This is a genomic window from Plantactinospora sp. WMMC1484, assembly GCF_049315195.1.
In the GTDB taxonomy this organism is placed as follows: Bacteria; Actinomycetota; Actinomycetes; order Mycobacteriales; family Micromonosporaceae; genus Plantactinospora.
On the sequence record NZ_CP186055.1, the window covers coordinates 3,426,759 to 3,445,072 of the forward strand.

At 73.2% G+C, this 18,314-nt stretch carries 18 protein-coding genes; 11 read left to right on the forward strand and 7 right to left on the reverse strand.

Annotation, left to right across the window (positions count from 1 at the left end):
• The first annotated feature begins 353 nt into the window (after nt 1-353).
• Nucleotides 354-968 carry a DUF2567 domain-containing protein gene (locus tag ACN28C_RS15060; protein ID WP_422774072.1) on the forward strand — a complete coding sequence of 205 codons (615 nt, stop codon included), beginning with the start codon at nt 354-356 and terminating at the stop codon, nt 966-968.
• Here ACN28C_RS15060 and ACN28C_RS15065 read toward each other — a convergent pair.
• The 3 genes from ACN28C_RS15065 to ACN28C_RS15075 all read right to left on the reverse strand — a co-directional run bounded on the left by ACN28C_RS15065 (nt 883) and on the right by ACN28C_RS15075 (nt 3,482).
• A complete protein-coding gene (locus ACN28C_RS15065) occupies nt 883-1,656 on the reverse strand; it encodes an LON peptidase substrate-binding domain-containing protein (protein WP_422774073.1) in 774 nt (257 codons plus the stop codon). The two genes, ACN28C_RS15060 and ACN28C_RS15065, sit on opposite strands and share 86 nt — an antisense overlap.
• A gap of 22 nt (nt 1,657-1,678) precedes the next feature.
• Nucleotides 1,679-2,242 carry a GNAT family N-acetyltransferase gene (locus ACN28C_RS15070; RefSeq protein WP_422774074.1) on the reverse strand — a complete coding sequence of 188 codons (564 nt, stop codon included), beginning with the start codon at nt 2,240-2,242 and terminating at the stop codon, nt 1,679-1,681.
• Nucleotides 2,243-2,327: 85 nt separating this feature from the next.
• Nucleotides 2,328-3,482, reverse strand: a complete 1,155-nt coding sequence (locus ACN28C_RS15075; RefSeq protein ID WP_422774075.1) for a phosphotransferase — start codon at nt 3,480-3,482, stop codon at nt 2,328-2,330.
• A 246-nt stretch (nt 3,483-3,728) separates the two neighbouring features.
• Between ACN28C_RS15075 and ACN28C_RS15080 the strand changes: the two genes are divergently transcribed.
• From ACN28C_RS15080 to hisD, 3 genes are read left to right on the forward strand one after another with little or no spacing between them, the layout of a single operon-like run.
• Nucleotides 3,729-5,657, forward strand: coding sequence for an HAD-IA family hydrolase (locus ACN28C_RS15080; protein WP_422774076.1), 1,929 nt, complete (start codon nt 3,729-3,731; stop codon nt 5,655-5,657).
• A gap of 58 nt (nt 5,658-5,715) precedes the next feature.
• Nucleotides 5,716-6,822, forward strand: a complete 1,107-nt coding sequence (locus ACN28C_RS15085) for a pyridoxal phosphate-dependent aminotransferase (RefSeq protein ID WP_422774077.1) — start codon at nt 5,716-5,718, stop codon at nt 6,820-6,822.
• Entirely contained in the window at nt 6,819-8,159 is a 1,341-nt protein-coding gene (gene hisD, locus ACN28C_RS15090) for a histidinol dehydrogenase (RefSeq protein ID WP_422774078.1), read from the forward strand. Before ACN28C_RS15085 ends, hisD begins: the two co-directional genes overlap by 4 nt.
• A gap of 30 nt (nt 8,160-8,189) precedes the next feature.
• Here hisD and ACN28C_RS15095 read toward each other — a convergent pair whose 3' ends face one another.
• The gene (locus ACN28C_RS15095; protein WP_422774079.1) at nt 8,190-11,126 is read right to left on the reverse strand and encodes a tetratricopeptide repeat protein; all 2,937 of its coding nucleotides are present in this window, start codon (nt 11,124-11,126) and stop codon (nt 8,190-8,192) included.
• Complete coding sequence (locus ACN28C_RS15100) at nt 11,126-11,548, reverse strand: hypothetical protein (protein ID WP_422774080.1); 423 nt, start codon at nt 11,546-11,548, stop codon at nt 11,126-11,128. Before ACN28C_RS15100 ends, ACN28C_RS15095 begins: the two co-directional genes overlap by 1 nt.
• Nucleotides 11,549-11,656: 108 nt before the next feature.
• Between ACN28C_RS15100 and ACN28C_RS15105 the strand changes: the two genes are divergently transcribed.
• The 6 genes from ACN28C_RS15105 (at nt 11,657) to ACN28C_RS15130 (ending at nt 15,390) form a co-directional block, all read left to right on the forward strand.
• Nucleotides 11,657-11,827 carry a hypothetical protein gene (locus ACN28C_RS15105; protein ID WP_422774081.1) on the forward strand — a complete coding sequence of 57 codons (171 nt, stop codon included), beginning with the start codon at nt 11,657-11,659 and terminating at the stop codon, nt 11,825-11,827.
• The gene (gene hisH, locus ACN28C_RS15110; protein WP_422774082.1) at nt 11,827-12,447 is read left to right on the forward strand and encodes an imidazole glycerol phosphate synthase subunit HisH; all 621 of its coding nucleotides are present in this window, start codon (nt 11,827-11,829) and stop codon (nt 12,445-12,447) included. Before ACN28C_RS15105 ends, hisH begins: the two co-directional genes overlap by 1 nt.
• A gap of 136 nt (nt 12,448-12,583) precedes the next feature.
• Nucleotides 12,584-12,910 (forward strand): hypothetical protein, encoded by a 327-nt coding sequence (locus ACN28C_RS15115; RefSeq protein ID WP_422774083.1) that lies wholly within the window; start codon nt 12,584-12,586, stop codon nt 12,908-12,910.
• A 73-nt stretch (nt 12,911-12,983) separates the two neighbouring features.
• A complete protein-coding gene (gene priA / locus ACN28C_RS15120) occupies nt 12,984-13,709 on the forward strand; it encodes a bifunctional 1-(5-phosphoribosyl)-5-((5-phosphoribosylamino)methylideneamino)imidazole-4-carboxamide isomerase/phosphoribosylanthranilate isomerase PriA (protein ID WP_422774084.1) in 726 nt (241 codons plus the stop codon).
• A gap of 37 nt (nt 13,710-13,746) precedes the next feature.
• Nucleotides 13,747-14,517, forward strand: coding sequence for an imidazole glycerol phosphate synthase subunit HisF (hisF, locus tag ACN28C_RS15125; RefSeq protein ID WP_422774085.1), 771 nt, complete (start codon nt 13,747-13,749; stop codon nt 14,515-14,517).
• A 39-nt stretch (nt 14,518-14,556) separates the two neighbouring features.
• The gene (locus ACN28C_RS15130; RefSeq protein WP_422774086.1) at nt 14,557-15,390 is read left to right on the forward strand and encodes a hypothetical protein; all 834 of its coding nucleotides are present in this window, start codon (nt 14,557-14,559) and stop codon (nt 15,388-15,390) included.
• Between the two features lie 64 nt (nt 15,391-15,454).
• On the opposite strand, the gene ACN28C_RS15135 is transcribed toward ACN28C_RS15130, so the two are convergent.
• Together ACN28C_RS15135 and ACN28C_RS15140 are read right to left on the reverse strand one after the other, a co-directional pair.
• Nucleotides 15,455-15,910, reverse strand: a complete 456-nt coding sequence (locus ACN28C_RS15135) for a hypothetical protein (protein ID WP_422774087.1) — start codon at nt 15,908-15,910, stop codon at nt 15,455-15,457.
• 180 nt (nt 15,911-16,090) lie between these two features.
• A complete protein-coding gene (locus ACN28C_RS15140) occupies nt 16,091-16,780 on the reverse strand; it encodes a YczE/YyaS/YitT family protein (protein WP_422774088.1) in 690 nt (229 codons plus the stop codon).
• 59 nt (nt 16,781-16,839) lie between these two features.
• On the opposite strand from ACN28C_RS15140, the gene ACN28C_RS15145 reads away from it, so the two are divergent.
• Nucleotides 16,840-18,297 carry a PLP-dependent aminotransferase family protein gene (locus ACN28C_RS15145; protein WP_422774089.1) on the forward strand — a complete coding sequence of 486 codons (1,458 nt, stop codon included), beginning with the start codon at nt 16,840-16,842 and terminating at the stop codon, nt 18,295-18,297.
• Nucleotides 18,298-18,314: the final 17 nt, after the last annotated feature.

Below are 18,314 nucleotides of genomic sequence, written 5' to 3' on the forward strand. Positions count from 1 at the left end.
TCCTGCTGGCCCGGGACCGGGTTGGGCGGTTTCCTGATACCGGGCCGCCAGCGCCGTGCCGGGCCTGAGAGGATCATCGGGTGAGTCCGGCAACCTCCCGCCCCGACGGTACGTTCGGTGAGGGCGACGACGACCACCCTTCGTCGACCTCAACTCCACCTGCCCCGCCCCGCACCCCCGGCGCCGGACCGGTGAATGTCGGGGTGCCGCCGGAGACGTCGGCCGGCTCGTACGGCACTGGACCCTCGGAGACCACCGGGCCGGCTCCGCTCGGGTACCCCGGCGTCACGCCTCAGGAGAGAGACGATCCGGCCGGCCGGCGGCGTCGGGGCCTGATGGTCAGCGTCGGCGCGTTGCTGGCGTTGATCTTGTCAGGGGTTCCGTTCGGCCTGGTCTGGTGGGTCGTGTCGCCGGGCGTGCCGGTGGTGCAGAGCGACGACGGAGCGCTGCTGGCCGCGCCGCAGCCGGAGGAGTTCATCGCCGCCGACGGCTGGTTCAGCCTGCTGGGCTTCGGGCTCGGCGTGCTGGCCGCGATCGTGATGTGGCTGGTGCTGCGCCGGCAGCGGGGTCCGGTCGGCATGCTGGTGGTGGTGCTCGGCATGCTCGGTGCCGCCGTCGTGGCCTGGCAGCTCGGCCGGCAGATCGGCCTGGACGGCTACGAGCGGCAGCTCGCCACCGCACCGCCCGGCGCGACCTTCAGCAAGCCACCGGACCTGTACGGCGGGGAGTACGACCTGCTGCTCGGGTTCCTTCCCGCCGTCGGGGACCTGCTGGTGCCGGCGTTCGGCGCGGCGGTGATGTACACCCTGCTGGCCGGCTGGTCCCGCTATCCGGGACTGCGGCCCGAGGCCGAGCGGGCCCCCGAGCAGGCGCCCGGGTCGGTCAGTTGGGACTTGCCGGCACCGCCAGCTCCGCCAGCGGCACCGGCACCGCCCGCACCTGACGCAGCAGAGCCGCCTCGCGATTGAGCAGCCCGAGTTCCGCCTTCAACCGGCCGGCGGTGTCGGGCGTCGCCAGTAGCCGTTGCCGATCGGTCAGGGTGAGTGCGGCGGTCGCCGCCACCAGGTGCGACAGCACGGTCGGGTCGTCCGGCATCTGCTCGGAAATCTCCTCCGGGTCGTCGCGGACCAGCGTGAGATAGCGCCGGAAGACCGCGAGCACCCGGGGCGCGAGCAGGTCGGCGAGCTGTTCCTGCCCGACCGGCTCGGGCAGCCACTCCACCTCGGCGGTCAGGTACGGTGTCGGCCCCTCCTCGACCCCGGCGATCCGGAAACGGCGACGGCCGACGGTGACCACGTCCAGCCGGCCGTCCGGCAGCTCGGTCACCTGGCGGAGTTCCGCCGTGCAGCCGACCTCGTGCAGGGTGACCGGCGAGCCGTCCGGGCGCCGGTCGGTCAGCTCCGGCTGCTCCGACCGCGACTCCTGCTCGAGCCGGGGCTCCGGGTCCGGTCGGGACTCCGGGTCGGGGCGGGCGGCCACCGCCGCCGAGCCGCCGCTGCGGATGGCGACCACGCCGAACTCCCGGGGCGTGCCGTCCGGTAGGCCGCGCAGGTGGCGCATCAGGTCGAGATAGCGCGCCTCGAAGATGTGCAACGGTAGGACAAGGCCGGGAAAGAGCACCGTCCCGAGCGGAAAAACCGGCAGCCGCGCACCCACCGGTCGAGCCTACCCGTGCCGATCAGGAGAGGAAGAGCATCAGGGTGTCGTACTCGCCCGCCCCGGGGAAGGGCCGCCCGTAGCCGACCCGCTTCCAGCCCCACGCCGAGTACGCCGCCTGGGCCGGCCCGGCGTCCGGGTGTGCGAGCAGCGCCACCCTGCTCTCCGGGCGCTCGGCCACGAAGGTGTCGTGCAACCGACGGGCCACGCCCCGGCGCCGGAACCCGGCCCGGATAAGCAGCTCGCTGACGTACGCGGTGGGTTGGCGTGCCGCCGGATCCGTTCGGTCGCCGCCCGGCCGGGTCAGCTCGCCGGCCGGCCGGATCAGCAGATCGTCCCAGAGCGGCGAGTCGACCTCCAGCCGAAAGCCGTAGAGGTAGCCGATCAACAGCTCGCCCTGCCACACGGCGGCGAGCCGGAACGCCGGTTCGCGGCGGTGCTCGGCGAACCTGACCTGGAAGTCGCGGACCTCTTCGGCGCCCTCGTGGTAGGGCGGCTCGGCGTACACCTCGGCGTAGAGCTCGGTGAGGTCCGGCACGATCTCGCTCACCGTTTCCCGGTCGTACGTCCTCAGGCTGTCAGCCATGGCGACCTCCGCCGGGCGGTAGCGCGACGGGACTGGGCCGCCGGCCCGCGCCGGTCGGGCAATCCTACGCTCGGCCGCAACCGGTTCACACGGTCGAACGGTCCGGATTCCCAGAGCGTTCCGGGTTCGCAGAGCGTTCCGGGTTCGCAGAGCGTTCCGGGTTCGCAGAGCGTTCCGGGTTCGCAGAGCGTTCCGGGAGCCGGGTGTGCGGCCCGGTCCCACCCGGAGCCTGCCCGGTCCCGGCGCGCTGCCACAGCTGCGCGAGGCGTGCTACCAGGTCCGCCCGCCCGGCCGGATCGGCGAGCAGGTCGAGCCGTTCGAGCAGCGAGCGGGACTCGGCGTATCCCACTCCGTGCAGGGCGTTGGCGCCCAGCCAGGAGACGCAGAGCGCCTCGATGGCGTTGCCGAGGGTCTCGCCCGGGTCGGCCCCTGCCGGACCGGGTGCGCCGCCCGCCGACCGGAAGCCGGCGAGCGCCGCCGCAGCCAGCGGCTCGTCGAGCCGGTCCGCCTGTGGAAAGGCAAACTCGCAGAGTACGGCCGCGATGTCCAGCACCGGCGGGCCGAAGGAGAGATCGTCGAAGTCGATCACGCCGGCCAGGACTCCGTCCCGGTAGATGGTGTTCGGCGGCCAGATGTCGGCGTGGATGGCCGGGTACCAGCCGGCCGGCCCGGCCGTTTCCAGGGCCCGCATCGCCCGGTCGAAGCGCGGCGGTGTCCGGGCCAGGTCGCCTGGCCAACCCAGTGCCGCCGCGCGGTCCGCGAAGCCGTCGAGCAGCCGGACCGAGCGGGACCGGAAGGACTCCGACGACGGCAGCCCGTGGTCCAGGCCGGCCAGCGCGGCGCCGAGCCGGGCGACGGCGGCACCGATCTGGGCACACTGGTCGGGGCCGAGCGGTATCCTGTCGCCCGCGACGCCCTCGATGAACCGGTTCGCCACCACCCGGTAGCCCCGCCAGTGCTGCACCAGCTCGCCGTCGAGGCCGGGCACGGGGACCGGGGAGTACTCGAATCCGCGTTCCCGCAGGAAGCGCAGCACCGTCAGCTCGCAGTGCAGGTGCTCGGGCGACGTGTAGCCGTTGTTGCAGACCCGGATCGCGAGAACCCGGTCGGCCGAGGCCACCCGATAGGTGACGTTGGGAATTCCGCCGAGGTATTCGGTCTCCAACGGCTCCACCATGCCGTAGAACGCGGCGATGTCCCGCATCTGGCCGGGCTGGATGGTCGGTCGGTCGAAATCCATGCGACCCGTCCTGCCGTCCTCTGGTCACGCGCGCTCACCCGGGCGGATGTGCGAACCCGCCGAAGCGGATGTGCGAACGAAGCGGATGTGCGAAAAGGTACGTCGGGAACGTTGCCGCCCGCACCCCGCCGTTCGGGCGGGACGTGCTGGATGATCAGGCCGGTCGTTCCCGGCCGCACCGTGCGCCCGTCCCAGTCCGCAGACGCCGCCGTCGCCGCGCCGGCCCTGCTGGATACGATGACGACCATGCTGTTGGCTGATGGCCTGGTGGTGCCGGACGATACCCGTGCCCTGCTGCTCGATCTCGACGGAGTCCTGATCGACACCCTCACGATGGACTACGACCTGGTGGAGACGCTGCTGCGTCCGCATGCCGACGTCGCGGTCCCGAGAGAGGTCATCCGCCGCCATTTCGCCTACGCCCTGCCCGATTTCTGGACCCGGGTCACCCGCGACGTCGGGCTCGACCTGACCGACGACGCCCTGGCCGATCTGGTCGCCCGGCACGAGAAGGAGCGCCGACTCGTCACCCCGGTGGTGCACGCCGGCGTTCCCGAGCTGCTCCGGGACGCCCGGGCGGCCGGGCTGCGGATCGCGGTGGTCTCCAACAACCCCCGCGCCGACGTGGCGCAACTGCTCTCCGCCGCCGGCCTGCGCGACGGCGTCGACGAGGTGGTCGGCAACGACGAGGAGGGGTTGCGGAAGAAGCCGGCGCCGGACCCGTACCTCGCCGCCGCGGCCCGGCTGGACTGCCCGCCCTCCTCCTGCGTCGCCGTCGAGGATTCCGTGCTCGGGCTGGAGTCGGCCGACGCCGCCGGCTGCCACGCCCTCGGGGTGGCCACCGGCTCGGCGACCTTCGCCGAGCTGGCCGCCTCCGGGCACGCCGTCACCTGCTACACCAGCCTCGGGCCACGCCGGGTCCGGCTGGGCCGGGAGGGGATCACCAACAAGGTCCTCGACACCCCCAACGACTTCGTCAGCCACATGGTCGAGCACATCGCGTGGCGGCTGGGCTGCTCGATCGAGCTGCGCTGGACCAGCGACGACTGGGTCGAGCTGGGCGGCGCGCTCGGCCGGGAGATCGCCCGGATGCCACGGCTGCGCGACAGCTCGGCCGCGCTCGGCATGATCGACGACGGCAGCGCCGAGGTCCGGCTCCGGGCCGACGCGGAGCGGGCCGGCGCCCGGTTCTCCGCCTCCGCCCAGCTCGACCTGGAGTGGTTCCTCTCCGTGCGCTGCGAGCAGCTCGCCCGGGGCGGGCCGCTTGTCGAGATGCTGGACGCGCTCGGCCGGGCCGCCGGGCTCGACATCGCCGTCACCGTCGGCGGCTTCGAGGACCCGCACCACACCTGGGAGGGCGTCTACCGGGCGGTCGGCATCGCGCTGGACCGGATGTACAACCCGCCGGTCGCCGAGCCGCCGCTGCCGGAGGCGTCCGCGGCCACCGGGCCGGCGGTGGAGCCCGCCGGCCGCGCCGTCGAACGGGGCTGGTCGGTCGAGACCCTCTCCCCGGTGGCGGCCCGGCTGCGCCGGGAGACCGCCGAGAGCGTGGTCACCATCGACGTACGGCTGGCCGGCGCGGCCGAGCCGGGGGCCGAGGTCACCATCGACGTCGCCGACTCGGTGAGCGTGACCGGTCTGGCCGGGCTGCTCGACTCGTACGCTCGCGCGGCCGGCCTGCGGCTCACCGTCGGCTTCCACGCCAGCCGGCTCAGCTCCAGCCACGTGGTGACCGAGGACGTCGGGCTCGGGCTCGGCCGGGCGCTGCGCGGCATGGCCATCGAGCGGATGAGCGAGCTCGGCATCTACGGGGCCGGCTCCAACGTGCGGGACGTCGACGACGTGTCGCGCCCGGTCCGGGTCGGCCTGAGCATGGAGGGGCGGAAGTTCTGGAAGTACGTGCCGTTCGGCGAGGACTACCCGTCGTTCCGACGTTCGTTCCTGATCGGCCACACCCTCTGCGGCGACCTCTTCAGCGAGGACCTCGACGACTTCGTGGACGGCTTCGCCGGTGGCCTGCAGGCGAGCGTGATGGTGCACGTGGCACCCGGGGTCGGCGCCGAGCAGGGTTGGCCGGAGGTCTTCCCGGCGCTCGGCGAGGCCACCCGGGAGCTGCTCTCGGTCAACCCGTACCGCAAGGCCCTGGCGCCCGGCGTCAAGGCGACGCTGGCATGAGCCGGCTGCCTGGCACGAGCCAACAGGGCGGCATGAGCCGGCGGGGTGGGGAGGCGGCGTGACCCGGACCGGGAGCCCGACCGGGCTGCGCTTCCCGGCGGCGGTGCGGCAGGCCACCGCGTACGTGCCGGACTGGTCGGGGCAGGATCGCACGGGACTGATCCGGCTGGACCGCAACGAGGCGACGGCGCCGCTCTCGCCGGCGGTCGCCGAGGCGCTGGTGGCGCACATCCAGCGGCACGGTGTGCACGGCTATCCGGAATATCCGCGCCTGGTGGCGGCGCTGGCCGGCTACACCGGGCTGCCGGCGGGCTGGATCCTGCCGACCAACGGCTCCGACCAGGCCATCGACGTCTGCCTGCGGGCATTCCTGGCGCCGGGCGCGACGATGCTTGTCGCCCGCCCCGAGTTCGTGATCTTCGGCCACTCGGCCGGGCTGCTCGGCGCGGAGGTGCTCGGCGTGCCCTACGGCCCGGACCTGGAGTTTCCCTACGCCGAGTTCCGGGCCGCCGCGACCGCCGGGCCGGATCTGATCGTCTTCGTCAACCCGAACAATCCGACCGGCACCCCGGTGGACGTGGAGTTCATCGTCGAGACGGTCGAGGCGTATCCGGCGACCCCGGTCGTGGTCGACGAGGCGTACGCCGAGTTCACCGGCGTCACCGTCGCGCCGCTGATCGAGCGCTACCCCAACCTGGTCGTGCTGCGTACCTTCTCCAAGGCGTTCGCGATGGCCGGGCTCCGGTTGGGCTACGTGCTGGCCCGGCCGGAGGTGGTCGACCAGCTCGTCAAGATCCGCAATCCGTTCGACGTGAACGCGCTCGCCGTGGTCGCGGCGCTGGCCCAGCTGGAGCGGGTCGACGAGATGCGGGCGTCGGTGGCCGAGACGATGCACCGGACCAAGCCGGCGGTGCTGGACTTCTTCCGGGAGCACGGGGTCCCGGTCTGGCCGGGGGCGGCGAACTTCCTGCTCGTCCGGCCGGGCGGGTGCGCCGAGACGATGGACCGGCTGCGGGCGGCCGGGATCCTGGTCCGCCGGATGACCCCGCCCGCGCTGGCCGGGACGTTCCGGATGAACCTCGGCACCCCGGCAGAGATGACAACGTTCATGGACGTCTATCGTGAGCTGCTGCCCGCCCCGGGCGGCGTGGAGGCGAAGCAGTGACACTGCAGGTCAACCGGTACCCCCTGGAGAAGCTCTCCGAGTCGGAGCGGCGGGTGCTGATGCAGCGCGTACGGGCCGACTACAGCTCGGTCGAGGCGGACGTCCGGGCCATCGTCGCGGACGTCCGCGACCGTGGCGACGCCGGGCTGCTGGCCCAGACCGCCCGGCTGGACGGGGTGACCCTGTCGGCGGAGACGCTGAAGGTCACCGACGAGGAGTTCGAGGCAGCCGAGGCGGCGGTCAGCCCGGCGGTGCGGGAGGCACTGGCCAGCGCCATCGCCAACATCCGGCACCACCACGAGGCGCAGCTGCCACAGTCCTCCTGGATGCAGGAGGTGCGGCCGGGCGTCCTGGTCGGCGAGCGGTGGACCCCGATCACCTCGGTCGGGCTCTACGTCCCCCGGGGCAAGGGCTCCTTCCCGTCGGTGATGACCATGCTCTGCGCGCCGGCCGTGATCGCCGGGGTGCCGGAGGTGGCGGTCTGCACCCCGCCCGGCCCGGACGGCACCGTCGACGCCGCCTCCCTGGTCGCCGCGTCGCTCTGCGGGGTGCGCACCATCTACAAGATGGGCGGCGCCCAGGCCATCGCCGCGTTCGCCTACGGCACCGAGACGGTACGCCGGGTCGAAAAGATCGTCGGCCCCGGCAACGAGTACGTCTCGACCGCCAAGCGGCTCGTCTACGGCGAGGTGGACCCGGGCCTGCCGGCCGGCCCGAGCGAGTCGGTGGTGCTCTGCGACGGCGCCGCCGACCCGGAGGTCGCCGCCCGCGAGCTGCTGGTCGAGGCGGAACACGGCAGCAACTCGGCCGCCCTGCTGGTGACCCACTCGGCGGCGCTGGCCGACGCGGTCGAGAAGCTGCTGCCCGACCTGGTCGACGCGCTGCCCGAGCAGCGCCGGCAGTTCTGCACGGCTGTGCTCGCCGGCTACGGCGGCATCGTGCTCACCACCGACCTCGCCGCGTCGGTCCGGTTCGTCAACGAGTACGCGCCGGAGCACCTGCGGGTGCTGGTGGCGAACCCGTTCGAACTGCTGCCGAAGCTCACCAACGCCGGTGAGATCCTGCTCGGGGAGAACACCTCCATCCCGTTCGGCAACTTCGCCGTCGGGGTGAACGCGATCCTGCCGACCGGCGGCACGGCGCGCAGCCAGTCCTGCGTCGGGACGATCGACTTCATGAAGCGGTCGTCCTTCGCCTACGTCTCCGACGAGGGGGTGGCGGCGGTGGGTCCGACGGCGGTGACGCTGGCGACCTACGAGGGTTTCCCCGCGCACGCCTCCGCCGCGCAGTTCGTGGTCGACCGGGCGGCGGCCCGGACCCGGGCGGCGGAGAGCTGACGAGCCCCGTACCGGGGGACGGAGTCGGGGCTACGGGTAGTTGAAGACGATCGGCGGCCGTGCCGCACGGTTCCTGGCGAGTGGTCCGATCCGGCGCAGTTCCGCCTCCAGGTGGTGTCGGGCGGCCAGCCGTCGGGCCTTGCCGAGCAGCCGGGCGGCCGCACCCGGCCGTCCGGTCGTCCGTAGCGCCATCGCCGTCGCCAGGTAGCACTGCACCGTGCTGTGCCGGAGCTGCTTCGCCTCGTAGGTGGCCCGCACCCGGTCGTAGAGTGTCAGGTCCGTCTCCCCGTCCTGGCGCTTCGCCTCGGCGAGCCCGACCAGCGCGTGCGCCTGCTCGGTCTCGCTGGCGGTGCTCTCGAAGCGTTCCACCGCCGCCAGGTAGGAATCCCGCGCCCGGCCGTTGCGGGACGAGGCCCGGTACGTCTCGGCCAGCCCGAGCAGCGCCCAGCCCTCGCTGCGGGTGTCGCCGACCCGCAGGCACAGGTCGAGTCCGGCGGTGTGCTGCCGTTCGGCCTCGGCGAACTCCCCGGTCAACCGGAGCACCTCGCCGATGCCCCAGAGCGCGTACGCCTGGCGTTCGGGATTGTCCCGGGCCTCGGCCAGCGAGAGCGACCGGCGGTACGCGGCCAGCGCGGCCGGCCAGTCCTCCAGCAACCGGGACACCTCGCCGAGCCCGTACACCGCCTCGATCGTGCCGCTGTCGTCGAAGATGTCGGCAAACGCCTGCCTGGCCTGCTCGTAGCGCTCACGCGACCGGCGGTAGTCGGCGCGCAGCCGATCCAGTTTCGCCAGGCCGAGCTGGGCCCGACCCAGTTCCCGGGCCGCCTCCGCACCGGGCTGTGCCCGAGCCGAGCGGGCGGCCTCGGCGTACTCCTCGGCCGCCTCCGGATAGCGGCTCGCCATGCGGAGGCTGTCCGCGCGCCGGTTGTGCATCACCGCCGCGTCCAGGGTGCCCTGCCGGCCGGCGACCGCGACCTTCCAGTGGTGTGCCGCCCGCGCGTAGTCGCCGCGGATGCTCTCGCAGCTCGCGATCACCGCGTGCAGCCGGGGCAGCCAGTCCGGCTCGACCCGGCCCCGGTCGAGCACCCGCCGGGTCAGCTCGCGCATGGCGTTGCCGCCACCCCTGGCGAGGATGTCCTCCCGGTGTGTGAACATCAACTCGATCGCCGCGGCGACGTCGTCGGCGTCCAGCAGCACCCGTGCGGCGGAGAGCAACTGGCCGGTCTCCCGGAGCTGCGTCGCGGCCCGGTGCCGGACCTCGGTCAGGGTGACCCGGTCGGTGGTGGCCAGCACCGACCGCGCGACGTTGGAGTGCAGGTAGAGCCGGCCCTCGGCGCTGCGGACCAGCGGCGGGCTGTGCCGCAGCGTCTGGAGCGTGCGGGAGAACTCCGGGGTGTTCGCCGCGTGCTCCACCGTGGACCGGGTGGTCGGTGCGGCGATCACCGCGAGCGCCAGCAGCACCTGCCGGGCCGCCGGTGACACCTGGGCGAGATAGCGGTTCAGCCAGTGCTGGTGCAGGTCCTCCGGTTCGGCCGGGTCGAGGTCGCCACGCTCCACCGCCCGCCGCCACTCCGCGCTGCGGATGAACTGCTCGACGCAGGTGATGTCCTCGCCGAGCGCGCCGATCCAGTCCAGCGCCCGGTCGGAGACGGTCAGGCCGTGCAGCCGGACGAAGTCGGTGACCTCGTCGGGTGTCAGTCCGGTCGTCCCGGTCACCGGGGCGGTCAGCTGCGGGGCGAGCCGGTCCCACGAGGTGAGCACGACCAGGGACCGGCCCTGGCCGGCAGCCCAGAGCAACTGGTCGAGCAGGTCGACGATCTCCTGTTGCCCGTCCCGGCGCGGGAAGTGCGCGTTGTCGAAGACCAGCAGGTGCCGGCCGGCCCGGACGGCCTCGATGGTGGCCCGGACCGCTGGCTGCGGGTCGCGGAGGAAGGTGTCGTCGATGACGGCCTCGATCGGCTCGATCGCGCCCTGGTGTTCGAGCAGGTGCAGGGCAAGCCTGCGCAGCAGCCGCTCGATGGTGCGGTTGGGGGGCGGTTCGAAGTCGTACCAGTAGACGGAGTCGACCCGTCCGAGGTCGCGCAGGCCGGTCACCAACTCGGCGGCGATCATGGTTTTGCCGCTGCCGGAGGGGCCGTGCAGCACGACGGCGGACTCGGTGGAGCCGAGCAGCCGGTCCCGCAGCTGCCGGACGGTGTCCCGATCGGCCAGGTAGACCTCGGGCAGCGGCGGCGGTGCGGTCGCGGCGGCCAGCCGGGACAGCTCCGGGTTCGCCGTCGCCAGGTGCGACACCGCGCGCCGGCGCCACTGCCGGGCCAGCTCGACCAGGTCGACGGCGACTCCGGTGCCGGCCAGCACGCCCCGGTCGACGAGCGCGGCGTCGGCGGTCAGCCGTTCGTCCTCGCGGAAACCCACCACCGACCCGACCACCGTGTGGCTGCGCAGGTCGACCACTGGCCCGCCGCTCTGCCCCTGGCTGCGTACGGAGAAGGCGATCCGGAAGCGGCGGCGCTCGGGAACCGTGCGGAGGAACTCGCCGCTGAGCGCGCCGAGCCCGGTGCGCCCCTGGTCGGCGACGGTGAAGCCGTAGACGCGCACCGGTGCACAGTCGGCGCCCGGCCCGGTGAGCACGTCCGGTTCGGCGAGCGGCAGGTAGCCGGGCGGTTCGAGGTCGAGGTGCAGCAGCGCCCAGTCCGCGTCCCGGTCCGCCCACCGGGGCTCGTGCCGGGCGGCGACGCCGGACATGGCGGGCCCGCCGGAGGCGAAGTGCACGTCGAGCGGGAAGCTGCCGGGCGTACGGTGCAGGTGTGCCTTGACGGCGTGAAAGGCGGTGACCAGGTGCCCGGCGGGCGAGACGAAGAAGCCGGTGAAGACGCCCTCGTCGAAGCCGGAGACGCGCAGCCGGACGACGCTTTCGCGGACCGCCTCGGCCAGGAAGCCGCTCAGCGCCGAGGCCCGGTCGGTCATCAGCTCGGGGTGGCCACGTCCGGCGGACAGATCGTGTCGAGCTGCCGCCGGATCACCAGCACGGCGGCGGTGCTCAGCGGATCGATCACGAGTTCCGCGGCGACGTCGGTCAGCAGGGTCGCGACCAGGCCGACGAGTGCCACCTCACCCAGTTGCTTGCCGCGTTCGCTGAACCGGGCGTAGCGGAGCCGTTCGCAGAGCACCACCCGGAGGCGGTCACGGGACTCCTTCAGCCAGCCGTCGAAGAACTCACCGAGCTGGCCGGGGCGCCCGCCACCGGCCAGGATGAGGTCCGGCTCCTCCTCGGCGGCGAGGTACTGGGCGTACCAGCGCCGCAGCGCCTCCTCGGGATCGGCGAGCAGCGCACGGATCTCAGCTTCTGAGGGGGACAACTGCCGGGTCTCCTCTTCGGCGGCGGACACGTCCGCTCCGGATCGAATGAGGGCGATGATATCGGCGCGGTGGGGACGCGTCCGTCTCCTGCGGGGTCGGATTTCGTCACGCCGGACGTGCCGACTATTGTTCGTTCGGTGAGTTCTCTGCTGCCGGTGGCGCTGTTCGCGCTCTCCGGTGTGCTGATCGGCGGGCTCTGGTCGATGCGGCGCCAGGGGTCGTCCCGGGCCGTGGTCGGTCTGATGGCCGCGCTTGCCCTGCTGGCCGCGGTCGGCGGCGTGCTCTGGTTGCTGCCTGGAGACGGCTGATGCCCCGGGTGGTGGTGCTGGACTACGGTTCCGGCAACCTGCGCTCGGCGCAGCGCGCCGTGGCCCGGGCCGGCGCCGAGGTGACGGTCACCGACGATCTCGCTGCGGCAGCCGCCGCCGACGGCCTGGTGGTGCCCGGGGTGGGCGCCTTCGCCGCCTGCATGGCCGGGATCGAGGCGCTGCGGGCCGGGCCGGTGATCGCCGAGCGGGTGGCGGCGGGTCGCCCGGTGCTGGGGATCTGCGTCGGCATGCAGATCCTCTTCGAATACGGCGAGGAGCACGGCGTGGTGAGCAAAGGGCTGGGCCTGCTCCCCGGCGGCGTGACCGGGCTGGCCGCCCGGCGGGTGCCGCACATGGGCTGGAACACCGTCGCGCCCCCGCCCGGGTCCCGGCTCTTCGCCGGCCTGCCGCCCGAGGCCCGCTTCTACTTCGTGCACTCCTACGCCCCGACCGACGTCGCCGCGCTCGCCGCGGCCGGTGCGCTGGCGACCACCGCCGAGCACGGCGGGCGGTTCGTGGCGGCGGTGGAGCGTGTGCCGCTGTCGGCCGCCCAGTTCCACCCGGAGAAGTCCGCCGAGTCCGGCCGCGTCCTGTTGCAGAACTGGCTGGCCACCCTGTGAACGCCGCCCCGCCCGCCCCGGCACGCCGGCCGGCTTTTCTCCCGGCACGCCGGCCGGCCGCTCCCCGGGCGCGCCGGACCGCTTTTCCCGGGGCATGCCGGCCGGAGCTGCCGGCCCGGTCAAAAGGCGCATCCCGGTGAGCAAGGAGCGGGCGCGGCGCCGCGCGCTCCGGCTGGCGGAGGCGGAGCGGGAGCGTGCTGCCAGAGCCCGGGCGGTGGCCCGCCGCCAGCGCCGGCGGGCTCTGCTGCGCCGGCTCGGCCCGCGACTGCCGGACCGGCGTACCGGGCGGCTCTTCGCCCGGCGCAGCCGGGGCGAGCGGGCCGGCGTGGTCGTGCTCTCCCTGGCGGCGGTGATCGTCATCTGGCTGCTCGTCGACGAGCTGGCCCTGCGGCTCGGGTTGATCGCGTTGCTGCTGCTGGTGCTGCCGGCGGTCGTGGTGATCGCGCTGGGCCGCCGGACCTGAACCCCGGCCCGATGAACTCGTCGATCCCGGCTGCGGCCGACCGACTCCGCTTCTGCCAACCGAGGAGAGCACGTTGAGCCTGACCCTGCTTCCCGCCGTCGACGTCGCGGACGGCCAGGCCGTCCGCCTGGTCCAGGGCGCCGCCGGCAGTGAGACCAGCTACGGGGACCCGCTGGAGGCGGCCCTGGCCTGGCAGCGGGACGGTGCCGACTGGATCCACCTGGTCGATCTCGACGCCGCGTTCGGCCGGGGCTCGAACGCCGCACTTCTCGCCGAGGTGGTCGGCCGGCTCGACGTACGGGTGGAACTCTCCGGCGGGATCCGGGACGACGAGTCGCTGCGGGCTGCGCTCGGCACGGGGGCGGCCCGGGTCAACATCGGCACCGCCGCCCTGGAGGACCCGCAGTGGTGTGACCGGGTGGTCGGCGAGTACGGCGACCGGGTGGCGATCGGGCTCGACGTGCGGGGTCGTACCCTCGCGGCCCGGGGCTGGACCCGGGACGGCGGCGACCTCTTCGAGGTGCTGGATCGGCTGGACCAGGCAGGCGCGGCGCGCTATGTGGTGACCGACATCACCAAGGACGGCATGATGCGCGGCCCCAACCTCGACCTGCTGCGCGAGGTATGCGGCCGGACCGACGCCCCGGTGATCGCCTCCGGCGGCGTCTCGACCCTGGAGGACCTGCGGGCGCTCGCCGGGCTGGAGCCGCTCGGGGTGGAGGGTGTGATCGCCGGCAAGGCGCTCTACGCCGGCGCCTTCACCGTCGCCGAGGCGCTCGCCGTGCTGCGGGAGAAGTGACGGGCGTGGCCGCGCGGGCACGGGCTAGGCTCGGCCCATGACGGTGGCGGTGCGGGTGATCCCCTGTCTCGACGTGGACGCGGGACGGGTGGTCAAGGGCGTCAACTTCGTCGACCTGCGGGACGCGGGTGACCCGGTCGAACTGGCGGCGGCATACGACGAGGCCGGCGCCGACGAGCTGACCTTCCTCGACGTCACCGCCTCCTCCGACAACCGGGGCACCATGCTCGACGTGGTCCGCCGCACCGCCGAGACCGTCTTCATCCCGCTCACCGTCGGCGGCGGAGTGCGCCGGGTCGAGGATGTCGACGTGCTGCTCCGGGCCGGCGCCGACAAGGTGGGGGTGAACACCGCCGCGATCGCCCGGCCGGAGCTGATCTCCGAGATCGCCGAGCGGTTCGGCCGGCAGGTGCTGGTGCTCTCGCTCGACGTGCGGCGCATCCCGGCCGGCACCACCACCGCGAGCGGCTTCGAGGTGACCACCCACGGCGGCCGGCGGGGCACCGGGATCGACGCGGTGGACTGGGCCGCCCGGTCCGCCGAGCGGGGGGCCGGAGAGATCCTGCTCAACTCGATGGACGCGGACGGCACCAAGGCCGGGTTCGACCTGGAGCTGATCGGCGCGGTCCGCCGGGTGGTCGACGTACCGGTGGTGGCCAGCGGCGGTGCCGGCGCGGTTGCGCACTTCCCACCGGCGGTGGCGGCCGGCGCGGACGCGGTCCTCGCGGCCAGCGTCTTCCACTTCGGTGAGCTCAGCGTCGGCGAGGTCAAGAGCGCGCTGCGCGGCGCCGGTCATCCGGTCCGCTGAGGACGGTGGCCGCGGCGTCTGGCATGCGAGACTGGCGTGATGGATCTGAGATCCGAGCCCGCGAGGCTGAACCTCACGATCGCGAGAATCGCCATCGCGCTCGCCGCAGCCGTGACGGCGACCTGCATCGGAGTCGTGAATTCCATGGTGCGGCCGTCGACGGATGTCATCCTCGTCGGGTTGTGCCTGCCGACGTCCGTCGGGGTCCTCCTGCTCTTCCGCGCTTCGGTCTACACCTGGCGACGAGCCGCGACGCGGGCGCGCGCATTCGTCGTGGACGACGGGCGCGCCTTCCTGCTCCTGCCCGACCGCGCGACGACGCGCGCCGTCGCCTTCCTGCTGATGTGCACGTTCTCGGTGGGTTACCCGATCGTCGAGGCACGGGACGCCGGCCTCGGGGTGATCGAGTGGGTGGTCGTCGGGTTGGCCGTGGTCATCGTTCCCACGGCCGTCCTGCACGCCGTGTTCGTGTGTCGAGGCACGCCCCGCCCGCTCGTGGTCGTGACATCCGACGGTGTTTCCGTGCGCGGGTTCTTCGGCTGCGTTCACGTGGCATGGGACTCGTTCGCGTCCGACTACGCCATCTGGCCCGACCGGCAACTGCACCTCAACCTGCCGGTCTTCGCGCGGGAGTCGGTGCAGCAGCGAGGGAAACGGCCGTACGGAGTGCAGCTTCCGGCGCCGTACGAGCCGTTGCGCATCTCCGCGGCATGGTCCACCAACCCGTGGTGGGCCGGCCAGGCGTTCGCGTTGTACCGGAACCGCCTGCAGCGTCGACGCCAGATCGGCAGCCGGGCCGCACACGACATCCTCGTCCGCCAACTGAGCATCCACGAACTCGAGATCGATGAACAGCTGGAAAGGTACCGGTAGTCGCTGACGAGCCCGACGTCCGACATCTCCGTCGGGTGCGCTGGCTACCGCCGAGGTCCGTGGGCTATCCGCGGTTCTCCGGCGAGCGGCGCGGCATCGGCAGGGTGAACCGGGCGGCATACTCCTGCACCGCGGCGGCGTGTTCGTCCTCGGCGAGCTGCCAGTCGTGGTTGCCGGGGGAGTGCCGGCGGGTCAGCACCCCGTGCACGGTCTCGACGGTGGTGGCCAGGCCGCCGTGCGGCCGCGTACGCCAGAGGTGTTCACCGGCGGAGGTGACCCGGAACCAGCCGTCCGAGACGGTGATCAGGCCGGCGCCCACCAGACGGCGCACCGCGGCCTCGATCTCGTGACGGGCCGGAAGGGCCCGGTTGAGATGGTCGGCGGTGGAGAGCACGTCGGCGAGCCGGACTCCCTCCGGTCGGCGGGTGCTGCTCGACCGTCGGTGCCGGCCGGCACCACCCGCGATGATCAGTGACACGAAGATCCAAGCGTCGGACCAACGCCATCCCTCATCCCCCATGGGGAAATGATGCCGTGCCACGGCAGCCGACGGAACCGTTGTACACCGGTTCATTCCGCGGATCTCGGGTGAACGAGGCTCCACGAGGGACGTACCGGTTCCGTACGGCCGGCGCTTCCCGTACGACGGACGCTTCCGGCCCCGTAGGGCCGGCGCTTCCGGCCGGCGCTTCCTTGCCGGTCAGGCGGACGTGGCGAGGTGCATCGGCCGGGGCGGGTCGGTGACGGCGGCGGATGACGGCGCGACGGTGAAGAGGGGGATGAAGACGTGCACCAGCGGGCCGATCGCCAGCGCGTACGCCAGGGTGCCGATCCCGACCCGGCCGCCGAGGGCGAAGCCGACCGCCAGGACCGTCACCTCGATCACCGTGCGGACCAGCCGGAGCGACCGGTGGGGGCGCCGGGCGACGTAGCCGGTCATCAGGCCGTCACGTGGACCCGGTCCGAAACGCGCTCCGATGTAGAGGCCGGTCGCCATGCCGTTGAGCAGGATGCCGGCGACCAGGAACCCGGTCCGGGTGGGCAGGGCCTGCACGGTGGGAAGCAGGGCCAGGGCCGCGTCGACGGCGAGGCCGATGACGACGACGTTGCTGATCGTGCCGAGGCCGGGCCGCTGACGCAGCGGGATCCAGAGCAGCAGTACGAGCGCGCCTACGGCGATGGTCACGACGCCGAACGAGGCGCCGGTGATCCGGGACAGCCCCTGGTGGAAGACGTCCCAGGGGTCGAGCCCGAGGCCCGCCTCCACCATCAGGGCCATGCTGACGCCGTAGAGCACGAGGCCGGCGTAGAGCTGGCCGAGACGCCGGACGAGCCGGTCGCCCCGACGGGTTCGGGTTCGGCACCGACCCTGGTTGCCAATCTTTGCCATGCATGCCACTCTGAGGGCCAATCCAGCAGCCATGAAGGGCCAATCGGGGTGGAGTGGCTATGACGAGCCTGGTCCGTGGGGCACAGCTCGCCCGGATGCTCGGGCAGTGGCACGCACTGCCGGGTCGGCGGCGCAGCCCCGACTACATCGCGCTGGCCGGTGCCGTGCGCGGACTGCTCGCCGACGGCCGGCTGCCGCTGGGCGTACGGCTGCCGGCCGAGCGGGAGCTGGCCGAGGCGCTGCGGGTCAGCCGGACCACCGTCACCGCCGCCTACCGGGAACTGCGGGAGAGCGGGCACCTGAACAGCCGGCGAGGAGCCGGCAGCTGGACCACGCTGCCCGGCGGGCATCGGGTGGCCAGTTCGGGGCTCTGGACCCCGCAGGACGATCTGGACATGATCGACCTCGGCTGCGCCGCGCTGGCCGCCCCGGCGGAACTGGCCCCGGCCGCCCGAGCCGCCGCCGAGGACCTGCCGCGATACCTCGGCGGTGCCGGCTACCACCCCACCGGGATACTCGAACTGCGCACGGCGGTGGCCCGGTCGTACACCGAGCGTGGCCTGGTCACCAGCCCCGAGCAGATCATGGTGACCAACGGTGTGCAGCACGCCCTGGACCTGGTGCTCCGGCTCGCGCTGCCGACCGGCGGCAGCGTACTGGTGGAATCACCCACCTATCCCAACGCGCTCGCCGCGCTCGCCGCACGCCGGGCCCGGATCGCCACCCACGGGCTGGCCACCGAGGGTACGGGCTGGGATGCCGACCTGCTGCTGGGCAGCCTCCGGCAGACCCGCCCCCGGCTCGCCTACCTGATCCCGGAGTTCCAGAACCCGACCGGTCACCTGATGCCGGCGCAGCTGCGCGAGCGGGTGGTGGCGACCGCGCACGCCAGCGGCACCGATCTGGTGGTCGACGAGTCCTTCGTGGACCTTCCGCTGGACGGCACCGAGGTGCCGCCGCCGACCGCCGCCTTCGACCGGCACTCCCGGGTGGTCACCATCGGCGGGATGAGCAAGCCGTACTGGGGCGGCCTGCGGATCGGTTGGATCCGTGCCGCCGCACCCCAGGTGCAGCGGCTGGCGGCGGCGCGGGTCGGGGTCGACATGGCCGGCCCGGTGCTGGACCAGCTCGTCGCGGTGCGGCTGCTCGCCGACGCCGAGGCGATCGTGGCGGCCCGGCGGGCACAGTTGACCGCCCAGCGCGACGCCCTGCTCGCCGCGCTCCGCGCGGAACTGCCCGCCTGGCGGGTGCGGGTTCCGGCGGGCGGGGTGACCCTCTGGGCCGAGCTGGACGGCCCGATCGCCAGCGCGCTCGCCCGGGCCGCCGAGGAGGTCGGGGTACGCCTCGCACCCGGCCCGAGGTTCGGCCTCGACGGCACCCTGGAACGCTTCCTCCGGCTGCCGTTCACGCTGCCCGCCGCCGAGCTGACCGAGGCGGTACGCCGGATCGCGGCCGTCCGCTACGACATCGACCGGGTGCAGCGCCCGCTCTGGCGGGAGCCGGTCGTGATCGCCTGAGCGGCTCGACCTGAGCC

Coding starts and splice junctions, on each gene's coding strand:
- ACN28C_RS15070 (WP_422774074.1), bottom strand. CDS start 2,242: ATGGCTGACAGCCTGAGGACGTACGACCGGGAAACGGTGAGCGAGATC.
- ACN28C_RS15075 (WP_422774075.1), bottom strand. CDS start 3,482: ATGGATTTCGACCGACCGACCATCCAGCCCGGCCAGATGCGGGACATC.
- hisH (WP_422774082.1), top strand. CDS start 11,827: ATGCCCCGGGTGGTGGTGCTGGACTACGGTTCCGGCAACCTGCGCTCG.
- ACN28C_RS15140 (WP_422774088.1), bottom strand. CDS start 16,780: ATGGCAAAGATTGGCAACCAGGGTCGGTGCCGAACCCGAACCCGTCGG.
- ACN28C_RS15080 (WP_422774076.1), top strand. CDS start 3,729: ATGCTGTTGGCTGATGGCCTGGTGGTGCCGGACGATACCCGTGCCCTG.
- ACN28C_RS15135 (WP_422774087.1), bottom strand. CDS start 15,910: ATGGGGGATGAGGGATGGCGTTGGTCCGACGCTTGGATCTTCGTGTCA.
- ACN28C_RS15095 (WP_422774079.1), bottom strand. CDS start 11,126: ATGACCGACCGGGCCTCGGCGCTGAGCGGCTTCCTGGCCGAGGCGGTC.
- ACN28C_RS15130 (WP_422774086.1), top strand. CDS start 14,557: ATGGATCTGAGATCCGAGCCCGCGAGGCTGAACCTCACGATCGCGAGA.
- ACN28C_RS15145 (WP_422774089.1), top strand. CDS start 16,840: ATGACGAGCCTGGTCCGTGGGGCACAGCTCGCCCGGATGCTCGGGCAG.
- hisF (WP_422774085.1), top strand. CDS start 13,747: ATGACGGTGGCGGTGCGGGTGATCCCCTGTCTCGACGTGGACGCGGGA.